Source organism: Streptomyces sp. NPDC030814 (genome assembly GCF_055572155.1).
In genome coordinates this window covers 315,032-339,389 of sequence record NZ_JBVIDX010000006.1, presented here as the reverse complement: position 1 = coordinate 339,389, position 24,358 = coordinate 315,032, and the positions used below count along the sequence as shown (strand labels likewise).

General features: G+C 71.8%; 23 protein-coding genes and 1 pseudogene. 17 read left to right on the top strand and 7 right to left on the bottom strand.

Annotated elements, in window-relative coordinates; genetic code table 11:
* Window positions 1-64: 64 nt before the first annotated feature.
* A complete protein-coding gene (locus ACZ43N_RS16330; RefSeq protein WP_468098054.1) occupies window positions 65-1,006 on the top strand; it encodes an SRPBCC family protein in 942 nt (313 codons plus the stop codon).
* A gap of 175 nt (window positions 1,007-1,181) precedes the next feature.
* On the opposite strand, the gene ACZ43N_RS16325 is transcribed toward ACZ43N_RS16330, so the two are convergent.
* On the bottom strand, window positions 1,182-1,433 hold the full coding sequence (locus ACZ43N_RS16325) for a hypothetical protein (RefSeq protein ID WP_468098052.1): 252 nt from the start codon (window positions 1,431-1,433) through the stop codon (window positions 1,182-1,184).
* A 174-nt stretch (window positions 1,434-1,607) separates the two neighbouring features.
* Between ACZ43N_RS16325 and ACZ43N_RS16320 the strand changes: the two genes are divergently transcribed.
* The 14 genes and pseudogenes from ACZ43N_RS16320 (at window position 1,608) to ACZ43N_RS16255 (ending at window position 16,695) form a co-directional block, all read left to right on the top strand.
* The gene (locus ACZ43N_RS16320; RefSeq protein ID WP_468098051.1) at window positions 1,608-2,402 is read left to right on the top strand and encodes an aldose 1-epimerase; all 795 of its coding nucleotides are present in this window, start codon (window positions 1,608-1,610) and stop codon (window positions 2,400-2,402) included.
* Between the two features lie 34 nt (window positions 2,403-2,436).
* A complete protein-coding gene (pyrE, locus tag ACZ43N_RS16315) occupies window positions 2,437-2,991 on the top strand; it encodes an orotate phosphoribosyltransferase (protein WP_055523665.1) in 555 nt (184 codons plus the stop codon).
* Window positions 2,992-3,156: 165 nt separating this feature from the next.
* Window positions 3,157-4,179: a class II fructose-bisphosphate aldolase gene (fbaA, locus tag ACZ43N_RS16310; protein ID WP_468098050.1), complete on the top strand. Its 1,023-nt coding sequence runs from the start codon at window positions 3,157-3,159 to the stop codon at window positions 4,177-4,179.
* A gap of 170 nt (window positions 4,180-4,349) precedes the next feature.
* Window positions 4,350-5,924, top strand: coding sequence for an MFS transporter (locus ACZ43N_RS16305; RefSeq protein ID WP_468098048.1), 1,575 nt, complete (start codon window positions 4,350-4,352; stop codon window positions 5,922-5,924).
* Between the two features lie 72 nt (window positions 5,925-5,996).
* Entirely contained in the window at window positions 5,997-6,410 is a 414-nt protein-coding gene (locus ACZ43N_RS16300) for a DUF3151 domain-containing protein (RefSeq protein WP_468098047.1), read from the top strand.
* 454 nt (window positions 6,411-6,864) lie between these two features.
* Window positions 6,865-7,710, top strand: coding sequence for a tryptophan 2,3-dioxygenase family protein (locus ACZ43N_RS16295; protein WP_468098046.1), 846 nt, complete (start codon window positions 6,865-6,867; stop codon window positions 7,708-7,710).
* Complete coding sequence (kynU, locus tag ACZ43N_RS16290) at window positions 7,703-8,995, top strand: kynureninase (RefSeq protein ID WP_468098045.1); 1,293 nt, start codon at window positions 7,703-7,705, stop codon at window positions 8,993-8,995. Before ACZ43N_RS16295 ends, kynU begins: the two co-directional genes overlap by 8 nt.
* Before the next feature lie 345 nt (window positions 8,996-9,340).
* Window positions 9,341-10,246 (top strand): alpha/beta hydrolase, encoded by a 906-nt coding sequence (locus ACZ43N_RS16285; RefSeq protein WP_468098044.1) that lies wholly within the window; start codon window positions 9,341-9,343, stop codon window positions 10,244-10,246.
* 376 nt (window positions 10,247-10,622) lie between these two features.
* A pseudogene (locus ACZ43N_RS16280) lies at window positions 10,623-10,997 on the top strand (LuxR C-terminal-related transcriptional regulator); the annotation flags it as partial.
* Window positions 10,998-11,115: 118 nt separating this feature from the next.
* Window positions 11,116-12,477, top strand: a complete 1,362-nt coding sequence (locus ACZ43N_RS16275) for a sensor histidine kinase (RefSeq protein ID WP_468098042.1) — start codon at window positions 11,116-11,118, stop codon at window positions 12,475-12,477.
* Window positions 12,474-13,139 (top strand): response regulator, encoded by a 666-nt coding sequence (locus tag ACZ43N_RS16270; RefSeq protein WP_468098040.1) that lies wholly within the window; start codon window positions 12,474-12,476, stop codon window positions 13,137-13,139. The genes ACZ43N_RS16275 and ACZ43N_RS16270 overlap by 4 nt, the downstream gene beginning before the upstream one ends.
* A gap of 355 nt (window positions 13,140-13,494) precedes the next feature.
* Window positions 13,495-14,226 (top strand): dienelactone hydrolase family protein, encoded by a 732-nt coding sequence (locus ACZ43N_RS16265; RefSeq protein WP_468098038.1) that lies wholly within the window; start codon window positions 13,495-13,497, stop codon window positions 14,224-14,226.
* A 142-nt stretch (window positions 14,227-14,368) separates the two neighbouring features.
* Window positions 14,369-15,589, top strand: coding sequence for a cytochrome P450 (locus ACZ43N_RS16260; RefSeq protein ID WP_468098036.1), 1,221 nt, complete (start codon window positions 14,369-14,371; stop codon window positions 15,587-15,589).
* A 323-nt stretch (window positions 15,590-15,912) separates the two neighbouring features.
* Window positions 15,913-16,695, top strand: a complete 783-nt coding sequence (locus tag ACZ43N_RS16255) for a carbohydrate-binding domain-containing protein (protein ID WP_468098035.1) — start codon at window positions 15,913-15,915, stop codon at window positions 16,693-16,695.
* 33 nt (window positions 16,696-16,728) lie between these two features.
* Here ACZ43N_RS16255 and ACZ43N_RS16250 read toward each other — a convergent pair whose 3' ends face one another.
* The 3 genes from ACZ43N_RS16250 to ACZ43N_RS16240 all read right to left on the bottom strand — a co-directional run bounded on the left by ACZ43N_RS16250 (window position 16,729) and on the right by ACZ43N_RS16240 (window position 19,747).
* On the bottom strand, window positions 16,729-16,923 hold the full coding sequence (locus ACZ43N_RS16250) for a hypothetical protein (protein WP_468098034.1): 195 nt from the start codon (window positions 16,921-16,923) through the stop codon (window positions 16,729-16,731).
* Between the two features lie 173 nt (window positions 16,924-17,096).
* Window positions 17,097-18,788 carry an ABC transporter permease gene (locus tag ACZ43N_RS16245; RefSeq protein ID WP_468098032.1) on the bottom strand — a complete coding sequence of 564 codons (1,692 nt, stop codon included), beginning with the start codon at window positions 18,786-18,788 and terminating at the stop codon, window positions 17,097-17,099.
* Complete coding sequence (locus tag ACZ43N_RS16240) at window positions 18,785-19,747, bottom strand: ABC transporter ATP-binding protein (protein ID WP_468098031.1); 963 nt, start codon at window positions 19,745-19,747, stop codon at window positions 18,785-18,787. The genes ACZ43N_RS16245 and ACZ43N_RS16240 overlap by 4 nt, the downstream gene beginning before the upstream one ends.
* 102 nt (window positions 19,748-19,849) lie before the next feature.
* Here ACZ43N_RS16240 and ACZ43N_RS16235 point away from each other — a divergent pair, with 102 nt between their 5' ends.
* A complete protein-coding gene (locus ACZ43N_RS16235) occupies window positions 19,850-20,407 on the top strand; it encodes a GbsR/MarR family transcriptional regulator (RefSeq protein WP_468098029.1) in 558 nt (185 codons plus the stop codon).
* A 26-nt stretch (window positions 20,408-20,433) separates the two neighbouring features.
* On the opposite strand, the gene ACZ43N_RS16230 is transcribed toward ACZ43N_RS16235, so the two are convergent.
* Window positions 20,434-20,838 (bottom strand): DNA-binding protein, encoded by a 405-nt coding sequence (locus ACZ43N_RS16230; RefSeq protein ID WP_468098176.1) that lies wholly within the window; start codon window positions 20,836-20,838, stop codon window positions 20,434-20,436.
* Window positions 20,839-21,124: 286 nt separating this feature from the next.
* Here ACZ43N_RS16230 and ACZ43N_RS16225 point away from each other — a divergent pair, with 286 nt between their 5' ends.
* Window positions 21,125-21,457: a hypothetical protein gene (locus ACZ43N_RS16225; RefSeq protein ID WP_468098028.1), complete on the top strand. Its 333-nt coding sequence runs from the start codon at window positions 21,125-21,127 to the stop codon at window positions 21,455-21,457.
* Between the two features lie 402 nt (window positions 21,458-21,859).
* On the opposite strand, the gene ACZ43N_RS16220 is transcribed toward ACZ43N_RS16225, so the two are convergent.
* Window positions 21,860-22,480: a TIGR04222 domain-containing membrane protein gene (locus ACZ43N_RS16220; protein ID WP_468098027.1), complete on the bottom strand. Its 621-nt coding sequence runs from the start codon at window positions 22,478-22,480 to the stop codon at window positions 21,860-21,862.
* A 143-nt stretch (window positions 22,481-22,623) separates the two neighbouring features.
* Window positions 22,624-24,144 (bottom strand): APC family permease, encoded by a 1,521-nt coding sequence (locus tag ACZ43N_RS16215; protein ID WP_468098025.1) that lies wholly within the window; start codon window positions 24,142-24,144, stop codon window positions 22,624-22,626.
* Between the last annotated feature and the right edge of the window lie 214 nt (window positions 24,145-24,358).

Sequence of the window (24,358 nt, the reverse complement as noted above, 5' to 3'; positions counted from 1 at the left end):
GAACGCGGGCAATCACGCGCAGGTAAGGGTGCGGTGCGGCGACTCGTGGGTAGGCTCCCCTGCCATGGAGCATGAGGTGTTCGTTCCGGTTCATGTCGGCCGCCTCCGGGAGGCGCTGTCCGACCCCGAGCGGGTGGCCCGAGCGGTCCCCGGGCTCCAGCACGACGCGGGCACCCCGCCCGTCGCCGGCCGCCTCAAGATGCGCGCCGCCGGCCACACCATCACCTACCGCGGTGCCCTGCGGGTGTCCGGCGCCGACGACGGCTCGTACGTGATCGAGGGCGACGCCACGGAGGTCCGCGGCAGCGGCACCGTACGGCTTGCCCTGACCATCCGGCTCACCTCCGCCCCCGAGGGCACGACGATCCACTTCACCGGCACGGCCACCGCCGACGGCAGGATCACCGAACTCCCCGCCGACGCGGTCACCGCGGCGACGGGCCGCCTCCTGACCCGCTTCGCGGAGAAGCTGGGCAAGGCGGCCACGGAGAAGGAGAAACAGGGTGAGGCGGAAGCGGCGGCGAAGGAGGAGACCGCCACCGAGCCGACAGGAAAGGAACCCACCCCCGAGGCCCCGGACGAAGGTGAACCGGAGGCCGCGGCACACAGCGGAAACGACGACCTCGACGACGCCGGAGCCTCCGTGCGAGACGAGGCCGGGACGGATGAGGATGACGACGCCGAGGTCGGTGCCGGTGTCGGGGAGGTGCCGCCGGCCTCCGTCTTCGACACCGAGGTGCCGCCGCCCTCGCTGGATCCGTTCGCCGAGGACGACCTCGTGGCCGGCGGCGAGCCCCCGGCCGAGGCCGCGCACGCCCGGCGGACGATGATCGGCCGCAGCGCGGAAGAGGTCGACCACGCGCCACCGCGTGGCCGCTACGCCCCCGTCCCCGCCCAGGAGACCGTCTCCGTCGGGACGGCCGCCCTCCGCTGGGCGGCCCCGGCGGCGGCCCTGGCCGTGGCCTCCGCCGTCATCGTGGCCCGGGCCCTGCGCAGACGCCGCTGAGGCGCTACGCCTAAGGGGTCCTTTCACTCTGCCCGCCCGGGTCGCGCGGTCTGGCACCGCACCTCGCCGCGTTGCCCAAAGGTCCTGGTAGCTCCGCTACGAGGACCTTCCGGCGCCTTGCGATGCACGGCACCGGACCACGCGATCTGATCGGACGCTCATAGGGAAAGGACCCCTAAGCGCCCAGACCGAGCAGAGCTATCTCCAACGGGAGGACCGGGCGCTCGGGCAGGGCCGGCGGCTCCTCGCCCCGACCCGTGTGCGTGGGCGGGACCGCACGCAGCCCCTTGATGCCCTCGGCGGCCCATCCCGCGTCCGTCGGCGGCAGCGACAGCGTCATCCGCCGCCCGTCCGCCAACGTGGTCTCGAGCTTGGCCGTGTCGTCCGCCTGCATGGGAACCCGCCTCTCGTCGCGTACCACGAACATCGAGCCTCACCTGGTAGGACGCCCGCGCGAGACAAGGAGTTCCGCGGCGCCGTTCCCCCGACGGCCCCCGTCCTGCCGTGACACACACTCAAATCGCCTCCCCACGCCGCCCTTTGGCCCGGGCGGTCATGTCAGCGGGACCCCGGGGCGGCAACCCCAGTAGGGTTCGACAACGTGAGTAGCGAACAGATCACGTTGGCCGCGGCCGACGCGCAGGCGGTCCTGACCCCGGCCAACGGCGGACGGGTGGCGAGCCTACGGATCGACGGGCTCGAACTCCTGCGCAAGGGCGACCGTTTCGGCTGCTTCCCGATGGTCCCCTGGTGCGGCCGTGTCCGCGACGGCCGCTTCCTCAGCGGCGGCGCGGTCCAGCAGATGCCCCTGAACGCCCCGCCCCACGCCATCCACGGCACCGCACGCGACGGCGCGTGGCAGGTGGCGAGCCGCACCGACACCGAGGCCGTCCTCACGTACGACCTCGTCGACCCGTGGCCGTACCCCGGCCGTGTCACCCAGGTGTTCACCCTCACGCCGGACGCCCTCACCCTCACCATGTCCGTGGAGACGTACGAGTCGTCGTTCCCGGCCCAGATCGGCTGGCACCCGTGGTTCAACCGGACCCTGGACGACGGCGGCGAGGACGTACGGCTCGACTTCGCCCCCGTGTGGCAGGAGGAGCGCGGCGCCGACCACCTCCCCACCGGCAACCGGATCGACCCGAAGCCCGGGCCCTGGGACGACTGCTTCGGCATGCCCGACGGCGTCGACGTCACCCTCACCTGGCCCGGCCGGCTGGAGCTGAAGGTGGCCTCGCGGGAGGAGTGGGTCGTGGTCTACGACGAGCAGGCGGAGGCCGTGTGCGTCGAACCCCAGACCGGCCCGCCCAACGGTCTGAACACCCACCCCCGGCTGGTCACGCCCATCGAGCCGCTGGAGGCGACCACGACGTGGACCTGGCGGCGGCTGTGAGGGCGGGCGAAACGGCCCCCTTAAGCTGGCTGCCATGACTGACGTGGACGTACGTGGCTCGCTGCTGCAGCAGATCAAGGACAAGGCCGTGGTGCACGGCAAGGTGACCCTGTCGTCGGGCCTGGAGGCGGACTACTACGTCGACCTCCGCCGTGTCACCCTCGACGGCGAGGCCGCCCCCCTGGTCGGGCAGGTGCTGCTCGACCTGACCGCCGACCTCGACTTCGACGCGGTCGGCGGTCTCACCATGGGCGCCGACCCGGTGGCCGCCGCGATGCTGCACGCCGCCGCCGCCCGGGGCCGCAGGCTCGACGCGTTCGTGGTCCGCAAGGCCGCCAAGGCGCACGGGCTGCAGCGCCGGGTCGAGGGCCCGGACATCGCGGGCCGCCGTGTGCTCGTCGTCGAGGACACCTCCACCACCGGCGGCTCCCCGCTGACCGCCGTCGAGGCCGTCCGGGAGGCCGGGGCCGAGGTCGTCGCCGTCGCGACCATCGTGGACCGCGCGACCGGCGCCGCGGAGAAGATCGAGCAGGGCGCCGGGGTCCCGTACCGCTTCGCGTTCTCGAAGGACGAGCTGGGGCTCGACTGAGCCCCGTCCGTCGTATGAACACCAAGATCAGGGGTTACCGCCCAGTTTCGGACGCCCTGGCCGGAGCATCCGGTCACGTCTGGAAAGATGGGGCCGACGATGATGTCGCAACCCTAGGTCAGGGCTCGTAAGCACAACGCCACCCGCACATACAAGGAGCGGACCATGCCCATCGCAACCCCCGAGGTCTACAACGAGATGCTCGACCGGGCGAAGGCAGGAAAGTTCGCCTACCCGGCCATCAACGTGACCTCGTCCCAGACCCTGCACGCCGCGCTGCGCGGTTTCGCGGAGGCGGAGAGCGACGGCATCATCCAGATCTCGACCGGCGGTGCCGAGTTCCTGGGCGGCCAGCACAACAAGGACATGGTCACCGGCGCCGTCGCCCTGGCCGAGTTCGCCCACATCGTCGCCAAGAAGTACGACATCACCGTCGCGCTGCACACCGACCACTGCCCGAAGGACAAGCTCGACGGCTACGTCCGTCCGCTGCTGGCGGTGTCGGAGGAGCGGGTCGCCCGCGGCGAGAACCCCCTCTTCCAGTCCCACATGTGGGACGGCTCCGCGGAGACCCTCTCCGACAACCTGGAGATCGCCCAGGAGCTGCTCGCCCGCGCCGCCGCCGCGAAGATCATCCTGGAGGTCGAGATCACCCCGACCGGCGGTGAGGAGGACGGTGTCTCCCACGAGATCAACGACTCCCTCTACACCACGGTCGACGACGCGATCCGCACCGCCGAGGCCCTGGGCCTGGGCGAGAAGGGCCGCTACCTGCTGGCCGCGTCCTTCGGCAACGTGCACGGCGTCTACAAGCCGGGCAACGTCGTCCTGCGCCCCGACCTCCTCAAGGAGCTGAACGAGGGCGTCGCCGCCCGCTTCGGCAAGGAGTCCCCGTTCGACTTCGTCTTCCACGGCGGCTCCGGCTCCACGGAGGACGAGATCCGCACGGCCCTGGAGAACGGCGTCGTCAAGATGAACATCGACACCGACACCCAGTACGCCTTCACGCGTCCGGTCGTCGCGCACATGTTCCAGAACTACGACGGCGTCCTGAAGGTCGACGGCGAGGTCGGCAACAAGAAGACCTACGACCCCCGCACCTGGGGCAAGCTCGCGGAGGCCGGCATGGCCGCCCGTGTCGTCGAGGCCTGCAACAACCTCCGCTCGGCGGGCACGAAGATCAAGTAGCCCCCGCCTGACGGTTGCTCCTCGACTGCCCGCAGCCCGCACGGCTGCGGGCAGTCGCGTTTCCGGCCCGTGCGTCCCGCTTCCGCCGCCTGTGCGTCCCACCTGCTCGGCCGCGGGCAGCGCGCCTGAGCCCCCTGGCCCGAACACCTCCGGCACGGGATGATCCCTCCATGGCCGACGTACGGCTCGCCTCCCCGCAGGGCAAGTGGATCCTCCTCACCACGGTCCTCGGCTCCAGCATGGCCATGGTGGACTCGACGGTCGTCAACGTCGCCCTTCCCCGGATGGGGCGCGCCCTGGACGCGGACCTCGCCGCCCTCCAGTGGACCGTCAACGCGTACATGCTCACCCTGGCCGGTCTGATCCTCCTCGGCGGTGCCCTGGGCGACCGCTTCGGCCGCCGCAGGATCTTCGTCGTGGGCGTGGTGTGGTTCGCCGCCGCGTCCCTCCTCTGCGGGATCGCCCCCGACGCGGCCGTACTGATCGCCGCCCGAGCCCTCCAGGGCGTCGGCGGCGCCCTCCTCACCCCCGGCTCCCTCGCCCTCATCCAGGCCTCCTTCCACCCGGACGACCGGGCGCGGGCGGTGGGCCTGTGGTCCGGGTTCGGCGGCATCGGCGCGGCCGTCGGCCCCTTCCTGGGCGGCTGGCTCGTGGACGGCCCCGGCTGGCGCTGGGTCTTCCTCCTGAACGTCCCCCTCGCTCTCCTCTGCGTCCCGGTCGCCGTCCGCCACGTGCCGGAATCGGGCGACGGCCGCGCCCACGGCCGGGGCTTCGACGTCCTCGGCGCGACCCTCGGCGCCCTGTCCCTGGCGTTCGTCACCTACGCCCTGATCGAGGCGGCGACGGGCTCGGTCCCGGTCGTCGTCACGGCCGTGGCAGGCGTCGCCACCGGCGTGGCCTTCGTCCTGGTGGAGCGCCGACGCTCCGACCCGATGATGCCGCCGGAGATCTTCGCGTCCCGCCAGTTCACGGCGGTCAACATCGTCACCCTCTTCGTGTACGCGGCGTTCGGCGGCTTCTTCTTCCTCGCCGCCCTCCAGCTCCAGGTGGTCTCCGGGTACTCGGCCCTCGCCGCCGGTACGGCCCTGCTCCCCATCACGGTCCTGATGCTGCTGCTCTCGTCCCGGGCGGGTGCCCTCGGCGAACGCGTCGGCCCCCGTATTCCCCTCACCGTCGGCCCCGTGCTGTGCGCTGCGGGCGTCCTGCTGATGCTGCGGGTGGGCCCCGGCGCCTCGTACGCGACGGACGTGCTGCCCGCCCTCCTCGTCCTGGGCCTGGGCATGGTCACCCTGGTGGCGCCGCTGACGGCCACGGTCCTCGCCTCCGTCTCCACCGAACACGCGGGTCTCGCCAGCGGCATCAACAACGCCGCGGCCCGCGCCGCCGGCCTCATCGCCGTCGCCGCGCTCCCCCTGATCGCCGGGATGGGCCCGGAGGCGTACCGGGACCCCGCCCAGTTCGACGACGCGTTCACCACGGCCATGCCGGTCTGCGCGGCCGCACTCCTGGCCGCCGCGGGCCTGGCCTTCACCACGGTCCGCCGTCCGCCCCCCGACTGCCGGCACCCGGAATGCCGCACCCACGCCTCGGTGACTGCTCCCCCGCTGGAGGGAGAGCAGGGCGGGCCGGACCCCTCCGGGAAGGACGAGCGGGGCGGTCCGGGCCTTGCCGGGGAGCGCGAACCGGGCGGTCCGGGACCCGCCGGGGAAGGCGGGCCGGGCAGGCCGGGCCCCTCCGGGGAGTGAGAGCCGTGCCCCGGTCCGGGACCCGGCCCCACCCGGCCACCCGGCCTCCCGGCATGGGCCAGACTGGAACCCATGACGATTCACGAGAACCTCCTCGGGGGCCCGCCCCCGACGCACCTTCCCGACGACCCGGGCCCCCGCGAACTCCTCGCGAACGGCACGCCCCCGGCCGACGTCGCCGCGAAGTACCCCACCTCCTCCCTCGCCTGGGCCCAGCTCGCCGACGACGCGTTCGAGCGGGGCAGCGTGGTGGAGTCGTACGCCTACGCCCGTACGGGCTACCACCGGGGCCTGGACGCCCTGCGCCGCAACGGCTGGAAGGGCCACGGCCCGGTCCCTTGGGAGCACGAGCCGAACCGCGGCTTCCTCCGTGCTCTGCACGCCCTCGCCCGCGCCGCCGGAGCGATCGGCGAGCAGGAGGAGTACGAGCGCTGCACCCAGTTCCTGAAGGACTCGTCCTCGACGGCGGCCCAGACCCTGAGCTGACCCGTAGGCCCGTAGGCCCGTAGGCCTGTAGGCCTGTAGGCCTGTAGGCCTGCAGGCCCGTAGGCCCGTAGGCCCGTAGGCCCGTAGGCCCGCAGGCCCGTAGGCCCGTAGGCCCGTAGGCCCGCAGGCCCGCAGGCCCGCAGGCCCGCAGGCCTGTAGGTCTGCAGATGTGCAGGTCTGCGGGTCCGAAGATGAGCGGGTCCGAAGATGAGCAGGTCTGCAGATGAGCAGGTCTGTGGATGTGTGGGCTTGTTGGGCCGCGGCTGTCGCCCGGAGGCCTGAAATTCGGAGGACGACGTCCTCGGGGCCGTGTTTTCGCAGGTCCGCCTGATGTGATCAGGCGGACCTTGCGATTTCGTGGGCGCATCCCCGACTATGCGGGTGGGGACCGGGGCCCCCGTGTCGATAACGGCAGGGGCGGACCGCTACCCGGAGTACACAACAGGAGACAGCGATGTCCCAGCAGGCTCAGCCCGTCGAGGCTTCGGAGCCCGAGACCCCGCATCTCGACTTCCAGGGAACCACCCCGTACGAGGACTATGTCCAGGCGGACGTCCTCACCCACCTCCAGCACCCCCTCTCCGACGACCCCGGAGAGATGGTCTTCCTGGTGACGACCCAGGTCATGGAGCTGTGGTTCACCGTCATCGTGCACGAGTGGGAGACCGCCACCGCCGCGCTGCGGGGCGACGACGTCCCGACCGCGAGGGACGCGCTGAAGCGTTCCGTGCGAGAGCTGGAGGCGCTGAACGCCTCCTGGAAGCCGCTCGGCCAGCTCACGCCGGCCCAGTTCAACTCGTACCGCGCCGCCCTCGGCGAGGGCTCCGGCTTCCAGTCGGCGATGTACCGCCGCATGGAGTTCCTGCTCGGCGAGAAGTCCGCGTCCATGCTGGTACCGCACCGCGGGGCGCCCCGTGTCCACGCCGAGCTGGAGAAGGCGCTGCACGAGCCGAGCCTCTACGACGAGGTCCTGCGGCTCCTGGCCCGCCGCGGCCACGCGATCCCCGAGTCCGTCGTACGGCGTGACGTCTCCCAGCGCTACGAGCCGTCCCCCGAGGTCGAGGAGGTGTGGACGGAGCTGTACTCCGGGGACCCGGACCACGAGCTCGCCCGCCTCGGCGAGGCGCTGACCGACGTGGCCGAACTGGTCTGGCGCTGGCGCAACGACCACCTCGTCGCCACGCGCCGCGCCATGGGCGCCAAGGCCGGCACGGGCGGTTCCGCCGGAGTGGCCTGGCTGGAGAAGAGGGCCCGGAAGAACGTCTTCCCCGAGCTGTGGACGGCGCGCTCCCATGTCTGATCTCACCGGGACCAACGAGCGGCCCGTCGACGACGCCGCGCACGAGTACTCCGAACTGGCCCTGGAGGCGAGGAAGGCGGACGAGGCCGACGAGCTGTCCGGCCTCCGTGACCGCTTCGTCCTCGACGACGCCGTGTACCTCGACGGCAACTCCCTCGGCGCACTGCCGGCCTCGGTCCCCGGCCGGGTCGACGACGTCGTACGCCGCCAGTGGGGCTCCCTGCGCATCCGCTCCTGGGACGAGAGCGGCTGGTGGACGGCGCCCGAGCGGATCGGCGACCGCATCGCCCCGCTGGTGGGTGCGGCGCCCGGCCAGATCGTGGTGGGCGACTCCACGAGCGTCAACGTCTTCAAGGCACTGGTGGCGGCGGTCCGGATGGCCGACGAGGACACGGGAGGGGGCGAGGGGCGGCCGGTCCGGGACGAGATCCTGGTCGACGCGACGACCTTCCCCACGGACGGCTACATCGCCGAGTCGGCCGCCCGGATGACCGGCCGTACGCTCCGCCCGGTGACGCCGGCGCAGGTGCCGGACGCCCTCGGGCCCCGTACGGCCGCGGTGCTCCTCAACCACGTCGACTACCGCACCGGCCGCCTCCACGATCTGCCGTCCCTGACGGCGGCGATCCACGAGGCGGGCGCGTACGCCGTCTGGGACCTGTGCCACAGCGCGGGCGCCCTTCCCGTCGGCCTCGACGAACACGGCGTCGACCTCGCGGTGGGCTGTACGTACAAGTACCTGAACGGCGGCCCCGGCTCACCGGCGTACCTCTACGTACGCCGAGACCTCCAGTCCCGCTTCGACTCCCCGCTCCCGGGCTGGAACTCCCACACGGACCCCTTCGGCATGCGCCCGTCCTACGCACCGGCGGGCGGCGCCCTCCGGGGCCGCGTCGGCACGCCGGACATCCTGTCGATGCTGGCGCTGGAGGCGGCGCTGGACGTGTGGGACGGGGGCGGGGCGGAGTCCGGGGTGACGATCGAAGGGGTTCGGGCCAAGTCCCTCGCGCTGACGGACTTCTTCCTGCGCTGCGTCGCGGCGTACGTCCCCGAGGGCCGCGTCGAGTGCCTCACCCCGGTCGCCCACGCCGAGCGCGGCAGCCAGGTCGCCCTCCGCTGCGACGACGCCGGTGACGTCATGAAGCGCCTCATCCAGCAGGGCGTCGTGGGCGACTTCCGCCACCCCGACGTCCTCCGTTTCGGCTTCACCCCTCTCTACGTGGGCTTCGCCGACGTGGAGCGGGCGGCACGGGTCCTGGCGGAGACGCTGAAGTCCACCGGCTGAGCACCCCGCCCGTCGGCTGGTGACCGGCACACCCCGGCGGCGCGCGGCATCCGTGCCCGCGCCGCCCGGGGCCTTTCGCGCTGGGCCATGGGGCTGCCCGCCCCGCTCCGCCCCACCCAGCACCGGCCACCGGCGCGCGCTCCGACCCCACGCGCCCTCGGCACGCACCCGCCGCCGCCGAGCCCGGGAACCCCCGGAGCCGTCGACGCTGACCCAGCGTCATATCCCCGTGTCGACGCACGTCACCGGCCTGATACCGTCCCCGCCAACGGCAGGCATCCCCAGCCCTGGGCCCGGCCACCCCCAAACCCATCCAAATCCGTTTCACCCTTGAGAGGTTGGAGCATGCCGGACGACGACGCCGCAGCCCGCGATGCCGCCGAAGAGGCATCCGCCTTCTCGCACCCCCCGGTCGACCCGGACGTCACCACCGCCTACGGCGACCACCCCGACCAGGTGATCGACTTCTACGCCCCGCGCGCCGTCTCCGGCAGCTCGTCGGCCACCGCGGCGGCTCCGTTGGTCGTGGTCCTGCACGGCGGTGCCTGGCGCGCCCCTTACGACCGCCGGCACATCACCCCCTTCGCGGACTTCCTGGCCCGCCGGGGCTTCGCCGTGGCCAACGTCGAGTACCGCAGGGGAAGCGCGCTGCCCGCGCAGAGCGGCCCCGGCGGCAGCGGGGGTCCGGTCGCGGGCCGCTGGCCGGAGACGTTCGACGACGTGGCCGCCGCCCTCGACGCCCTTCCGGACCTCGTCCGGGACGCCCTGCCCCAGGCGGACTCCCGACGCACGGTCCTCACCGGCCACTCGGCGGGCGGCCACCTCGCCCTGTGGGCCGCCGCCCGCCACGTCCTCCCGCCCGACGCGCCGTGGCGCACGGCCGGCCCGGCCCCGCTGCGCGGCGTCGTCGCCCTGGCGCCCATCGCCGACTTCGCCGTCGCCGAGAAACTGGACGTCTGCGGCGGTGCGACCACGCAACTCCTGGGCGGACAGGACAAGGTCACCGAACGCCGTCCCTACGCCGACCCGGCCCTGCTCCTCCCGACGGGCATCGCCACGACCCTCGTCCAGGGCCGCACCGACATCGTCGTACCGCAGCCCGTCGCCGAGGCGTACGCGGACGCCGCGGCCAAGGCGGGTGAGGTCGTCGGCCTGACGCTCCTGGAGGACGTCGGCCACTTCCCCCTGATCGACCCGGCGGCGGACGCGTGCGCGGTGGTGGCGGAGGAGATCGCACAACTGGCCTGGTGAGCGGGGGTGCTGTCGGGTGGGGGTGCCGCCGGGTGGGGGTGCTGCCGGGCGGCCCTTGGTTTCCATCCCTTCCTGAATCCGGTTACGCCCGGTGCCGGGCATGCCCGGTGCCTGTGCCCGGCATGCCGGGTGCCCGGTACGTCTGCCACCCCTCACGTCAGATACCCGGCACGCCCGATGCCCGGCACGCCCGATACCCGCCCGGCACGCCCGATACCCGTCATACCTGAGAGCTACCTCGCAGGTGAGCTCTGTGGCGTGACGCCGACCACGGCCTCCGATTCATAGCTTCCTTCCAGAACGCCCGGCAGCCGGGCGCCGAAGGGGAAGGGGCGGGGGACATGGGGGCCGTGACAGGGTCGAAGGCAGCCCCACTGCCGCCTCCGGTTTCCTCCTCAAGGACGCCTCCGCGGACCAGCTCGCCGAAGCGGTACGGGTGGTGGCCGCGGGCGACGCCCTGCTCGCACCCGGCATCACCCGCAGACTCATCGCCGAGTCCTCCCGTCTCGGCACAGCGCCCCGCGCCCCGCTGAAGGACCGCGTCGGCGACCTGACGGAGCGGGAGACGGAAGCGCTGTCCCTGATCGCCCAGGGCCTGTCCAACGCGGAGATCGCCCGGCGTCTCGTCGACGCCGAACAGACCGTGAAGACCCACGTGGGCCGCATCCTGGTGAAACTGGGCCTGCGTGACCGCACCCAGGCAGCGGTCTTCGCCTACGAGTGCGGCCTGATCCGGCCCACGGGTTACTGAGCGCGCACCACGGGCAGCGCCGGGCGGTACGCGCGACCCGTAGTACCTGAGACGGACCCGGACAGACCCTCCTCACAGGTGACGACGGCGACCGCGCCCCCCACCTACCGTTTTCAACGTGACCGAGACGACTCACACCCAGCACACGCCACCGCGACGCGATGCCAAGGAACGCACCCCGGAGTTCAGACTGGCCGTGAACGCTCTGAACGGGCTGTGGCAGGACATGTTCCACAACGCCTTCGCGTACCGGCCACTGCCCCGCATGCGCAGGGACGGCCCGTTCGTCCGGCAGCTGCCCCCGCGGCTCCGCGAGCGCGCCGTCTGGGCCCCGCACGCGGCGGTGGCCGTCGGCGCCCTGATTGCGATGTACGCCTCGACGGAGGGCAACGGAGGCAGTGACGTCACCCAGCTGATCACAGGCATCCTCTCCCTGACCGCGGTCCTGCTGACGCTCGCCAGGCCCGTCGGCGCCTTCTGGGCCTCGATGGGCGCGACCCTGATCGGCACCGTGATCGGCAGCGACTTCAACGACTGGCCGTGGTTCCCCGGTGCCTTCGTGACCCACGTCATCGTCCTCACGGTCGTGGCCCTGCGCACCAGGCCCCGTATCGCCGCGTGGATGTGGGGCATCACCGCGCTCTACAGCCTGACCGCCGAGACGTTCTTCGCCTCCCGCTACCTGAACTACGGCTACTACAGCGCCAACAGCGGGCCGATGCTGACCGTCTCGGCCTTCATCCTCCTGTCCGTCTCCGTCTGGCAGATACGGCGTACGGCCCAGCAGGAGGTGACCGCCCAGCAGACGGTGACCGAGCACGAGCGTTCCAAGCGGACCCTCCTGGAGGAGCGCACGACGATCGCCCGCGAGCTGCACGACGTGGTCGCCCACCACATGTCGGTGGTCGCCATCCAGGCCGAGGCCGCCCCCTACCGCGTGGAGAATCCGCCGCCCGAGCTGGAGCAGGCGTTCGCCACGATCCGGGAGAACGCCGTTGCCGCGCTCACCGAGCTGCGTCGCGTCCTCGGTGTCGTCCGCGCCGAGGACTACGAGGCCCCGGACGCCCCGCAGCCCACCCTCGCCGATCTCGACGGTCTCCTCGCCAATGTGCGGGACGCCGGCCTGACCGTCGAGAAGGTGGTCACCGGAGCGGTGCGCGAACTCCCGCAGGGCGTGGAGCTGTCGGCGTACCGAATAGTCCAGGAGGCCCTCAGCAACACTCTGCGGCACGCCCCCGGCGCGACGGCCCGCGTGGAGATCGGCTACGTCCTCGGCGGACTGGGCCTGCGCGTGGTCAACGGCCCCTCTCCGGAAGTGACCCTGGTGAAGTCCACCCATGGTGCCGGCCACGGCATCACCGGCATGCGCGAGCGCGTCACCATGCTGAACGGCGAGATGACCACGGGCGAGACGGAGGACGGAGGCTACGAGGTGACGGTGTTCCTGCCTGTGGCCACGGCGAGCGAGGCCGACGCATGACGATCCGTGTGCTGATCGCCGACGACCAGATGATGGTCCGTGAGGGCTTCTCGGTGCTGCTCGGCGCGATGCCGGACATCGAGGTGGTCGGCGAGGCGGTGAACGGCCGCGACGCCGTCGACCGCGTCCGGGAGCTGTCCCCGGACGTGGTCCTGATGGACATCCGTATGCCGGAGCTGAACGGCATCGAGGCCACACGGGAGATCGTGGCGGCGGACGGCGGCGCCAAGGTGCTGGTGCTGACCACGTTCGACCTCGACGAGTACGTGTACCAGGCGCTGCGCGCGGGAGCCTCCGGGTTCCTGCTCAAGGACGCCTCGGCCCGCCAACTCGCCGAGGGCGTAAGGGTTGTGGCATCAGGTGAGGCGCTGCTGGCCCCCTCGGTCACCAAGCGTCTGATCACCGAGTTCTCCAGGCTCGCCGAGACCCCCCGCCCGTTGGCGGCGGCCCGACTGGCCTACGGGGAGCTCACCGACCGGGAGACGGAGGTGCTGGTCCTGATCGCCCACGGGCTCTCCAACTCCGAGATGGCCGAGCGTCTGGTGGTGGCCGAGTCGACCATCAAGACCCATGTCAGCCGGGTCCTGGTGAAACTGGGCCTGCGCGACCGTACCCAGGCGGCGGTCTTCGCCTACGAGGCCAGGCTGGTCACCCCCGGCTGAGCCGGCCGGAAGAGCCCTTGGTGATAGGTTCGGCGGTGCCGTGCTTCGCCGCGAACCGAGGAGGTGAGACCGATCAACGCTGTGACAGGTCGGGGCTCCCTCCTTCGCATGGCCTAAGGGCTGTCCCGTAATCCCCGGCGGGCGCACGACGCCGGCTACGGCACCTCGCCGCGTTGTCGGAACGCGCGCATACATCCAGTATGCGGACGCCCCTCCGCCTTGCGATGCTCCCCCACTGCCTGAACGGCGTGGGAGGTGCCCCCAGCATCCGACGCCGTGCGCTGATCCACCGCGGATTACGGGACAGCCCTTAGGGAGCGCCCGCAGAAGGCATCCCGAAAGGCTTGAATCGCTCATGCGCTTCAACTCCGAGACGTCGTCCGGTGGCGTCTGCGAACACCTCTTCACCCTCGATGAGATTCCCGGCGTGCTGTGGGCGCCGGAAGGCGCCGTCGGTACTCGTCCGCTGATCGTGATGGGCCATGGCGGCGGACAGCACAAGAAGGCGCCAGGCATCGTGGCGCGTGCGCTCCGTTTCGTCGCCGAGTGCGGTTTCGCCGTCGTGGCGGTGGACGTGCCCGGACACGGTGACCGGCCCAAGGACGAGAAGTACGACCGGATAGTGACGGAGAACCAGGCTCGGGCGGCTGCCGGAGAGGAACTGGCTCCGTTGATCGCCGGGTTCCAGGCGCTCGTGGCACGCCGGACCGTACCGGAATGGCGGGCGGTTGTGGACGCGGTGCAGGAGCTCCCGTTCGTCGGCGCAGGGCCGGTGGGCTACTGGGGGGTGTCCCTGGGGTGCGGGCTCGGTGTTCCGTTCGTCGCCGCCGAGCCCCGGGTCCGTGCGGCGGTGCTGGGACTGGGCGGTGCGCTGGCCTCGGCGGAGGTCGCCGGGCGGATCACCGTTCCGGTGGAGTTCCTGGTGCAGTGGGACGACGAGCGGGTGCCCAGGGAGCAGGGGCTGGCACTGTTCGACGCCCTGGGCTCGGCCGAGAAGACCCTGCACGCCAACCCCGGCGGGCACGGGGAGATCCCGCGCTTCGAACTGGACAGCACCATACGGTTCTTCGCCCGCCACCTGAGCTGAGACACCGCTGCCGTGCGGCGTCGGCAGCTCGGCGCCGCACGGGGGAGAAGACATGGGGAGGGGAGGGCGAGTGGAAGTTTGTCGAGGTCATGCGGCAAGATGGCTCTGTTCAGCGAGGTGGGTCGCGGGTTAGCGTCCGTTCATGGCAGCTGCTTCCGATCTCGCATTCGATCCCTGGGACCCCGACTTCGTGGCGGACCCGTACCCGGCGTACGCCCAGCTGCGGGCGGGGGGCCGGGTGCGGTACTTCGAGCCCACGAACCAGTGGCTCGTCCCGCACCACGCGGATGTCTCGGCGCTGCTGCGGGACCGGCGGCTGGGCAGGACGTACCAGCACAGGTTCACGCACGAGGACTTCGGCCGCAGTGCGCCGCCGCCTGAGCACGAGCCGTTCCACACGCTGAACGACCACGGGATGCTGGATCTGGAGCCCCCGGACCACACCCGGATCAGGCGGCTGGTGTCGAAGGCGTTCACACCGCGCACGGTGGAGCAGCTGAAGCCGTATGTGGAGGGGCTGGCGGGCGAGCTGGTGGCCGGACTGGTCGAGGCCGGCGGCGGTGATCTGCTGGCGGATGTCGCGGAGCCGCTCCCGGTGGCGGTGATCGCCGAGATGCTCGGTGTCCCCGAGTCGGACCGGGCGCAGCTGCGGCCCTGGTCGGCGGACATCTGCGGGATGTACGAGCTGAGCCCGTCGCAGGCGACGGCGAAGAAGGCGGTGCGGGCGTCGGTGGAGTTCTCGGAGTACCTCCGGGAGCTGATCGCGCACCGCCGGGCGGAGCCGGGCGAGGACCTGATCTCGGGGCTGATCGCGGCGTACGACGAGGGCGACAGGCTCACCGAGCAGGAGATGATCTCGACCTGTGTGCTGCTGCTGAACGCGGGCCACGAGGCGACGGTGAACGCCACGGTGAACGGCTGGTGGGCGCTGTTCCGCAACCCCGACCAGCTGGCCGCCCTGCGCGCGGACCATGCGCTGGTGCCGACGGCCGTGGAGGAGCTGATGCGGTACGACACCCCGCTGCAGCTCTTCGAGCGCTGGGTGCTGGACGACATCGAGATCGACGGCACGACCGTCCCCCGGGGCGCGGAGATCGCGATGCTCTTCGGTTCCGCGAACCACGACCCGGCCGTCTTCGACGACCCCGAGAAGCTGGACCTCACCCGTAAGGAGAACCCGCACATCTCCTTCAGCGCCGGTATCCACTACTGCATCGGCGCGCCCCTCGCACGGATCGAGCTGGCGGCGTCGATGAGGGCCCTGCTGGAGCAGGCCCCCACCCTGTCCCTCGCGGCGGAGCCGAAGCGCAAGCCGAACTTCGTGATCCGGGGGCTGGAAGGGCTCCAGGTGGAGCTGGCGTAGAGCGGAGCCCGCCGCGGTGCCGAGGGTCGGCGGCGGCCCGCGCCGCTTCCCGCCGGGGCCGGAAACCGATGACTTCGCTGGCTGATTGTCATTGGTTCGTGTGATCACTACGGTTGGCCTGTTCGTCCGTCCGCCTGCGCCGGCCGTCACCCGTCGGCGTGCGCAGCCCGCCGTGTGAGCCGGTTCGCCGACGCACCCAAGGCGTGCACCGTGCGCGTCGATGCCTCCGTGCTCGTAGAGGCTCGTCCGCGCTGGTACGCGTTCACGGCGTCGGTCGCCGTGGAGCCGTCAGGCGGTCGGATCGTCACTCGCGAGGGAGATGCATGCGCAAGCGCGCGCTTTTCGCCGGGCTCGCCGCCGCCACCGTGCTGGGCGGCGCCACCGGCCCGTCCGCGTCCGCGGACGAGATAGTCGGCGACATCCAGATCACGAAGGTGGCCTTCAGCAGCGGCAAGGACATCGTGATCGACACCGCCGACCGGACGGTCACCGTCTCGGTGACCGCCACCGACCCCTCGGGGATCTGGGACGCGGATTTCCATCTGTGGCGCGGGACCGATCCCGACAACCCCGACGGCTACATCACGCCCAACGAGGACACCACGCCCGCGGACTGCGTCGTCTCGGCGTCCAACGCCACCACCTCCACCTGCTCGAAGACCTTCACCTTCGAACCGGACTGGTGGGTCACCAACGCCGACGCCGGAAGCTGGAAGGTCTGGGTCACGGTCTCCGCCAACGACGGCAGCTGGACGGTACGGGACGCATACACCACGACCCGGCTGCAGCGGCACGCCAGGCTGTCCGTGAACGCGAGCCCGGAGCCGATCGCCAAGGGCAAGACCCTCAACGTCACCGGCTCGCTGACCCGCGCCAACTGGGACACGCTCGACTACCGCGGCTACACCAACCAGCCGGTGAAGCTCCAGTTCCGCCCGGCGGGCACGACCACGTACAACACGGTCAAGACCGTGTACACCTCCGGCACGGGCGCTCTCGCGACCACCGTCACCGCGTCCGCGGACGGTTACTGGCGCTGGTACTTCACCGGTACCTCCACCACCCCGGCCGTGAAGGCGACCGGCGACTTCGTCGACGTGCTGTAGCCGCCCTGCCGCCGCCCTCGGTCCGCGCGGGAGTCATCGCCGGCGGTTCAGCAACAGCGCGATCAGCGCACAGAGGAGGGCGGGGACGGCGGCTCCGGCCGCGACCACCAGGGGGAACTCGGTGACGAGAACGGTGTAGTCGGTGTCCTCGCCCTCGAAGCCGCCGCCCATGTGGCGCCGGGTCCGGGGCGCGGACGCCCACAGGAGGGCGGCGGCGGTCGCCCCCACCGCCGACAGCGCACACCCCGCGCACGCCTGCGCGCTCTGCCGATCGGGCCGCCGCCCACGCCCGTCCGTCCCGTCCCGCGCCCCCGGTTTGTCCACGACGACGGGGACGCGGCCCGCTCCGCCACGGTTCTCGTCGGCTCGCCCCGCCCGGGGTTTCGCCGACGCGGGACCCCTCAACTCATGACGTCCCGCCGCCGCAACCCCGCCAGACCGACCGCCACCAGCACCACAGCCAGCCCGATCAGGGTCAGTACCGGACCCCACTCCATCTGCCCGCCCGGCAGCTTCGGCAGGTGGCCGAAGGGGGAGAGGTCGAGTACGGCTTGGGGGGCGTCGAGCGCCGGGCCGATCCAGCCGATCAGGAGGACGGCGCCGGCGAGGCCCCAGGCCGCCATGGCCGCCCGGGGGGCGAGGCCGTGCACGAGGACGGCGGCCCCGCCGATGACCCACACCCCGGCGACCTGGACGAGACAGGCACCCAGGATCGGGCCGAACTCCTTGCCGTAACCGAGGGCGAAGCCCAGGCCCGCGAGCAACATGATCCACACGGAGCCGGCGAACGCGATGGCCAGATGGCCCGCGGCCCACCGCAACCGGCCGACGGCGTTGGCGAGGAGGGGCTCGGCCCGGCCCGAGGTCTCCTCGCCGTGCAGCCGCAGCACGGCGCTCACGACGTACAGCGCGGCGATCAGCCCGAGCACGCCGATCATCGACGCGAGGAACGCGTCCGTGAGGCCGGACCGGCCGCCCATGCGTTCGAAGATCTGGCGGGCGCCCTCGTTGTCGGCGACCAGGTCGGCCGCGCCCTCGGTCAGCCCGCCGTAGACGACCCCGGCGAGGAAGAACCCGATGCTCCAGCCGAGCACGCTGCCCCGCTGCAACCGCCAGGCCAGCGCGCCCGCCGTCGCCAGGCGCCCCGCCGCCGGTCCCGGCCGGGTCGGCAGGAAGCTCATGCCGACATCACGGCGCCCGGCGAGTTCGTACGCCGCCGCACCCTGGAGGAGCGCCGCTCCGACGAACAGCAGCAGCACCCACCACCGCTCATCCGCGAACGAACGCTCGTTTTCCAGCCACCCCAGCGGCGACAGCCACGTCAACAAAGACGAACCATCGTTCGTGGAAGCGTCGCCCGCCGCCCGCAGGACGAACGCCGCCCCCAGCACCCCCGCCGTCAGCCCGCGCGCCAGCCGCGCGCTCTCCGTCAGCTGGGCGACCACCGCGGCCATCGTCGCGAACACCATCCCGACGCCCGCGATCCCCAGCCCGAAGGCCGGCGCGCCCGCAGCGCCGTGCCCGGACAGTCCGGCCGTGACCAGGAGCGCCAGCGCACCGTTCGCGATCAGTGCCGTCAGGAGTGCCGCCGTCAACGGGGCCCGGCGCCCCACCATCCCCGAGGCGACCACTTCCTGCCGGCCGCTCTCCTCCTCGTCGCGGGTGTGGCGGATGACGACGAGGAGACTCATCGCGGCGGCGAGGGCACCGGCGTAGACGCCGACGCGCCAGGCGGTCAGGGCGCCCAGGGAGTCGTCGAAGACGGGCCCGACCAGGGCGCGCAGCGATGAGTTGGCGGTCATCTGCCGCATCAGATCGGCGCGTTCGGCGGCGGTGCCGTACAGGCTCTGCAAGCTGTTCGGCATGGAGAGGACCATCAGCCCCGTCACCGCGACCCACACCGGCACCATCACCCGGTCCCGCCGCAGAGCGAACCGCAACAGGATTCCCGTACCGGCCAGTTGACGTGACCCGCCGGACCGTACGGCGGACCCGGCCCCGGATGCCCGGGACCCGGATGCCCCGGCCCCCGGTGACCCGGACCCGGATGGGGGCGGGACCGGAGGCGTGGACGCGCTGTCGACGGCGGTCATCGCGCCACCGCCGTCTCCTGCGAGCCGGCGTCCGTCCCGGCCCCTGCCCCGGCATCGCCGTCCGCCCCGTCGTCCTGGTAGTGCCGCAGGAACAGTTCCTCCAGAGTGGGCGGTGTCGAGGTCAGGGACCGTACGCCGGACTCCGTCAAGGAGCGCAGTACGCCGTCGAGCCGGTCGGTGTCGACCTGGAGGCGGACCCGGTTGCCCTGGACGTCGAGGTCGTGGACGCCGGGGAGGCGGGACAGGTCGCCGGGCGGGGAGGCGAGTTCGGCGGCGACGGCCGTACGGGTCAGATGGCGCAGGTCGGCCAGGGAGCCGCTCTCGACGGTGACGCCCTTGCGGATGATGCTCACCCGGTCGCACAACTCCTCGACCTCGCTGAGGATGTGGGACGACAGCAGGACGGTGCGGCCCCGGTCGCGTTCCTCGCGTACGCAGCGCTGGAAGACCTCCTCCATCAGCGGATCGAGGCCGGAGGTCGGTTCGTCGAGGATCAGCAGGTCGACGTCGGAGGCGAAGGCGGCGACGAGTGCGACCTTCTGGCGGTTGCCCTTCGAGTAGGTCCGGCCCTTCTTCGTCGGGTCCAGTTCGAAGCGTTCGATCAGCTCCGCGCGGCGGCGGCTGTCGAGGCCTCCGCGCAGCCGGCCGTAGAGGTCGATGACCTCGCCGCCGGACAGGTTCCGCCAGAGGGTGACATCACCGGGTACGTACGCGATGCGGCGGTGCACCTCCACCGCGTCCTTCCATGGGTCGCGGCCGAGGATCCGGGTGGCCCCGGAGTCGGCGCGGAGCAGGCCGAGGAGGACGCGGATGGCGGTGGACTTGCCGGCCCCGTTGGGGCCGAGGAAGCCGTGGACCTCGCCGGAGTCGACGGTGAGGTCGAGGCCGGCGAGCGCGTGGGTCCGTCCGAACGACTTGTGGAGTGCGGACACCTCGATGGCGGGGTTGGCCTTCGTCATGCTTCAGAAGGTACGCTTACTTCAGAAATTTGTGAAGTTAAGGAAGCGTATGAATCGCCAGTAGACTGGCTGGGGTGGCTGACCAGGGGAGATGATCCAGCGATGGCGGAATCGAAGTCCGGGTCCGAGCTCGAGAGGGTGCCGGACGCGGGATCCGCGGGCGGTGGGAACGAGAGCGGGGCGGCGCGGGATCCCGAGTCGGTCTCGCGTTTCGTCGAGCACTTCGCGGCGCAGCTCGTGGAGGCCGGGGTGCCGCGCATGCCGGCTCGCGTCTTCGCCGCGCTCCTCGCTTCCGACACCGGCGCGCTGACCTCCGTCGAGCTGGGCGAACAGCTGCGGATCAGCCCCGCCGCCGTGTCGGGCGCGGTCCGTTACCTGGCCCAGGTGCACCTGGTGTCACGGGAACGCGAGCCCGGCTCACGGCGAGAGCGTTACCGCGTCCACAGCGACCAGTGGTACGAGGCGCTGACCAATCGTGAGGCTCTCATCAAGCGCTGGGAGGACGCGTTGCGCGAGGGGGTCGCCAGCCTCGGCGCCGACAGCCCCGCGGGCCGTCGTCTCGCCGAGACCCTCGCGTTCTTCGAGTTCATCGAGGGCGAGCTGGAGGCGATGATGGACCGCTGGCGCGCCCACCGCGACGAGGTCTTCGGCCGACGCTGACCCCCGCTGCTCGCTGCCCGCCCTCGCTATTCGGCGCCCTTGTCGGTGCGGCCGGCCAGGCGTTCGTAGCGCTGGCGGGCGGCCTGCGGTGTCTGGAGGCCCAGGCCGAACGCGATCTCCGGCCAGGTCATGCCCCGGCCGCGGGCCATCTCCAGGAGGCCGACCTCCAGTTCGTCCATCTCGGCGCGGGCCGACGGGACGAGGCTCAGCGCGGCGGTGATGTCCGCCCGGTCGACCTCCGGTTCCCCGTCCTCCAGCAGCGCGGCACCGCTGAGGAGGAACGACACCAGCCGGACGGCCTCGTGCGGGCCCAGCACAGAGGGGTGTACCTGTCGGCGGCGCTGCCCGTCCGTGGCGGCGTGCCGCTCGGCGATACGGAACAACGAGGTGTAGGTCCGCTGCACCCGCGCCTCGTCGGCGCTCGGGGGCATGAAGGGGTCGCCGACCTCTGCTGAGGCGCCGGGATGCGGCGCGGGGGTGGCGAGGGCGGAGGGGGCCGGGGGCGGTGTCGACGGATCCGAGGGCTTCGATGTCATGAGCCCAGCGTCAAACGCAAACAACTTGTTGTCAACGCCTTATTCATCAAGTCATGGGGAGAGGCGCGAAGCCGACAGGCAGGCCCACCTTGTTACTCTCCGCCTCTACGGTGACGGCGGGGGGGAGGCGATCATGGGAGCGGGGCCGTCGAGTCCTCCGAGCCCCTGGTTCAGGGGGGTCGTGTCGGGTGCCTTCTTCGGAGGGCTGGCCGCGGTGGTGTCGGTCGTCGCCATAGGGAGGGCATGGGCCGCGTGCGATGTCGGCGGCGGCGCCAACGGCATGACTCTGCTGCTTCTCGCTCCGGTCATCTGGGTTGCCGCGGCGATCCCCTGGCTCGTCCTGCACGGCACGCTCGGGCGCCGTCACCGAGGGGCGGCACTGGCCGCGGGGCTGGTGTTCACGCTGTGGTTCACCTGGTTCCTCGTGACCTGGCTCGGCCTTCCGGACTCGTACCCCGCGCCCCTCTGCCCGGGCAACGTCCCACCGTGGTGGCCGAGTCTCCTCCCCGCGTGACCCCGCGGGACGTCCGGCCGAAACCGCGCTGACCGGTACCCCGAGGACGTGCCCGGCCGTTCCACGCCGCCGCCGTAGGATCCGGCGAGGGGCCGTCCTCACGCCGAGGCGGGTCCCGGCCGAGGGCGGGATGGTCGACTCCGGAGGCAACGGCGGCACGGACGAGCGGCGGTTACCGACCGAGGCATCTCCGGACGGGAAGCGGCAGCCAGGGGCCGAATCACTGTCTCCGTTCGCTGACGCTCTTCCCGACGGACACGGCGACCACACCGCCGCACCCGGTGCGCCGCCCGTCGGACGGCGCACACGAGAAGGACCGGCCGGCATTCGGTTCTGTGACAGCCGGACCGGAATTCCCCGCGACCGGCTCGGCACCCTCCGCTGAAGCGAGCGTCGGCCTGCTCAGTCGCCGCCACCTCCGCCGCCGCAACCGAACCCTCCTGACCAGCCGTCGCCCGAACCCGAATCGGAACCCGAGTCGGAGCCGGAGTCGTGGTCGTGGTCGTTGTCCAGGGCCCTGCCCATGCGGAGCAGGGCGCGGCCGAGGCCGGACGGGATCGGCTGGACGCCGGTGACGCCGCGGCGGACCGGCCCCCGCGGGAGCGCGGCGGGACCCTCGAACACATACGTGGGGAGGGCGCCGCCCTCCTGGGCCGCCCGCAGGCGCCGGCGGCCCGCCCTGGTGGGACGGCGCCGGGAACCGGTCACCAGCCCCTCCGCGGCGAGCCGCCGACCGATCTCCTCGACCGGTGACGACCGTTGCAGTCCGCTGTGCACGGCGACCAGGCTCCGGCTGCGCGGGCAGGAGTCGATCAGGGCGTGTTCGACAGGGTGAGAGGGCCGGTCGCCGCCCGCCGCGCGGACACGTGAGCCCCGCACGGTGAGCTGTCCGCGCTCGGCGAGCGTGATCACCGCACAGTCGGCCACCCGGTGCGCTCCGCCCGCCAGGTACGCGGCGTCGTACAGGTCCAGGGCCCGGGTCTCGTCCCCCGGCACCGCCCGCCACCGCAATCCGATCCGCATCCCGGCCCCCTTCGCGCACCCCGCTTGCCCGCAGTGTCACCGGCCCGAGGGGACGACAACCCCCGTCCCGGCCACTTCAGAGCAACACTTGAGGTTCCCCCTCCAGGCCAGGACCGGCGGAGCGCCCGGCGGCCCCTCGCGGCTTACCGCTCCTTCGTCTCCTCCAGCACCGTCCGCCCCAGCAGCGCGTACCGCTCGGGGGCCCGGCGCTTGAGGTACTGCGCGTAGACGATGCCGCCGACAGCGATCAGGGCGACGATCCACGGGGTCGCCCGCAGGACGAACGAACCGGACTCCGGGCCCGCCGCGACGCCCATGTTCGACACCAGCAGCACCACCACCGCGAGCATCGCCACACCGCCGACCAGCGGGGCGGTGAGCGTCCTGAACCAGTGGCGGGACTCGGGGTGGTGGGAGCGGAAGTAGGCGAGCACCGCGAAGGAGCAGACCGCCTGGACGACCAGGATGGCCATCGTGCCGAGGATGGCGAGCAGGACGTACGTGCCGGTGTAGGGGTCCTTGCCGGCGAGGGCGAACGCGAGGAGCAGGAGGGCGGTGACGGCCGTCTGGACCAGGCCGGCGATGTGCGGTGAGCCGTGGCGGGGGTGGGTGCGGCCGACGGTCCGCTGGAGCGACGGGAGAACGCCCTCCCGGCCCAGCGCGTACAGGTAGCGGGCCGCGCAGTTGTGGAAGGCCATGCCGCACGCGAGCGAACCGGTGATCATCAGCCACTGCATGACGACGACCGCCCAGTGGCCGACGTACTGCTCGGTGGGGTTGAAGAACATCGCGAGGGGGTTCGCGGAGGAGGCGGCGGCGACCGCCTCCTGCTCCCCGTTGCCGATGATCGCCATCCAGGAGACGAAGACGTAGAAGACACCGACGCCGAGGACCGAGATCATCGTCGCCTTGGGGATGATCTTCTTCGGGTCGCGGGACTCCTCGCCGTACATCGCCGTCGACTCGAAGCCGACCCACGACCAGAAGGCGAAGAAGAGGCCGAGGCCGGCTGATGTGCCCTGGAAGGCGTTCACGGGGTTGACCGGGCCGAGGGTGAAGCCGTGCGGGCCGCCGCCGTTCAGGGCGACCGCCCCCGCCATCAGGGCCAGGATGAAGACCTCCGTGGCCAGCAGCACCACCAGCAGCTTCTCGGCGACCGACACCCCGAACCAGGTGCCCATGGCGTTCACGGCCAGCATCAGGACGGCGAACGCCCACCACGGGACGTGCGTGCCCGTCTGGTCCTCCAGGGTCGTCGTCGCGAAGACCGAGAAGATGCCGATCAGGGCCGGCTCGAAGACGACGTACGCGAAGGTCGCGAGGAGCCCCGAGGCGAGGCCGGCCGTACGGCCGAGGCCGTAGGAGATGAAGCCGTAGAAGGCGCCCGTGGAGGTGATGTGCTTCGCCATCGACGTGAAGCCGACGGAAAAGATTGCCAGCACGACCATTGCGACGAGATAGCTCGCGGGTGCCCCGATGCCGTTGCCGGACGAGACGATGAACGGCACGTTGCCCGTCATCGCGGTGATCGGTGCGGCGGTGGCGACGGCCATGAAGACCACGCCCAGCAGGCCCACCGCGTTGGGCTTGAGCCGGTGAACCGCGCCTTCGCCTCCGGCGCCCGTCTCGGACGCGTCCGGGGCTACGCCCTCTTGAACTGCCATCGGGTGGCCCCTTCCTGGTTGCCGTGATCGCGCCGCGCACTGCCGCTGAACCGGAACTCTCTAGCCCGAATGAGTCGGCCAAGAGTCTCGACGCGTTAATTGTTTGTCAACCAGACCATTGGAAATTGCACGTCACCTCCCCGAATTGCCCTGGGTCCTGGATGGGGTGATAGGCCGCAGAGCGGCACAAAGGCAGGGAAGGCCGCCACGCAGC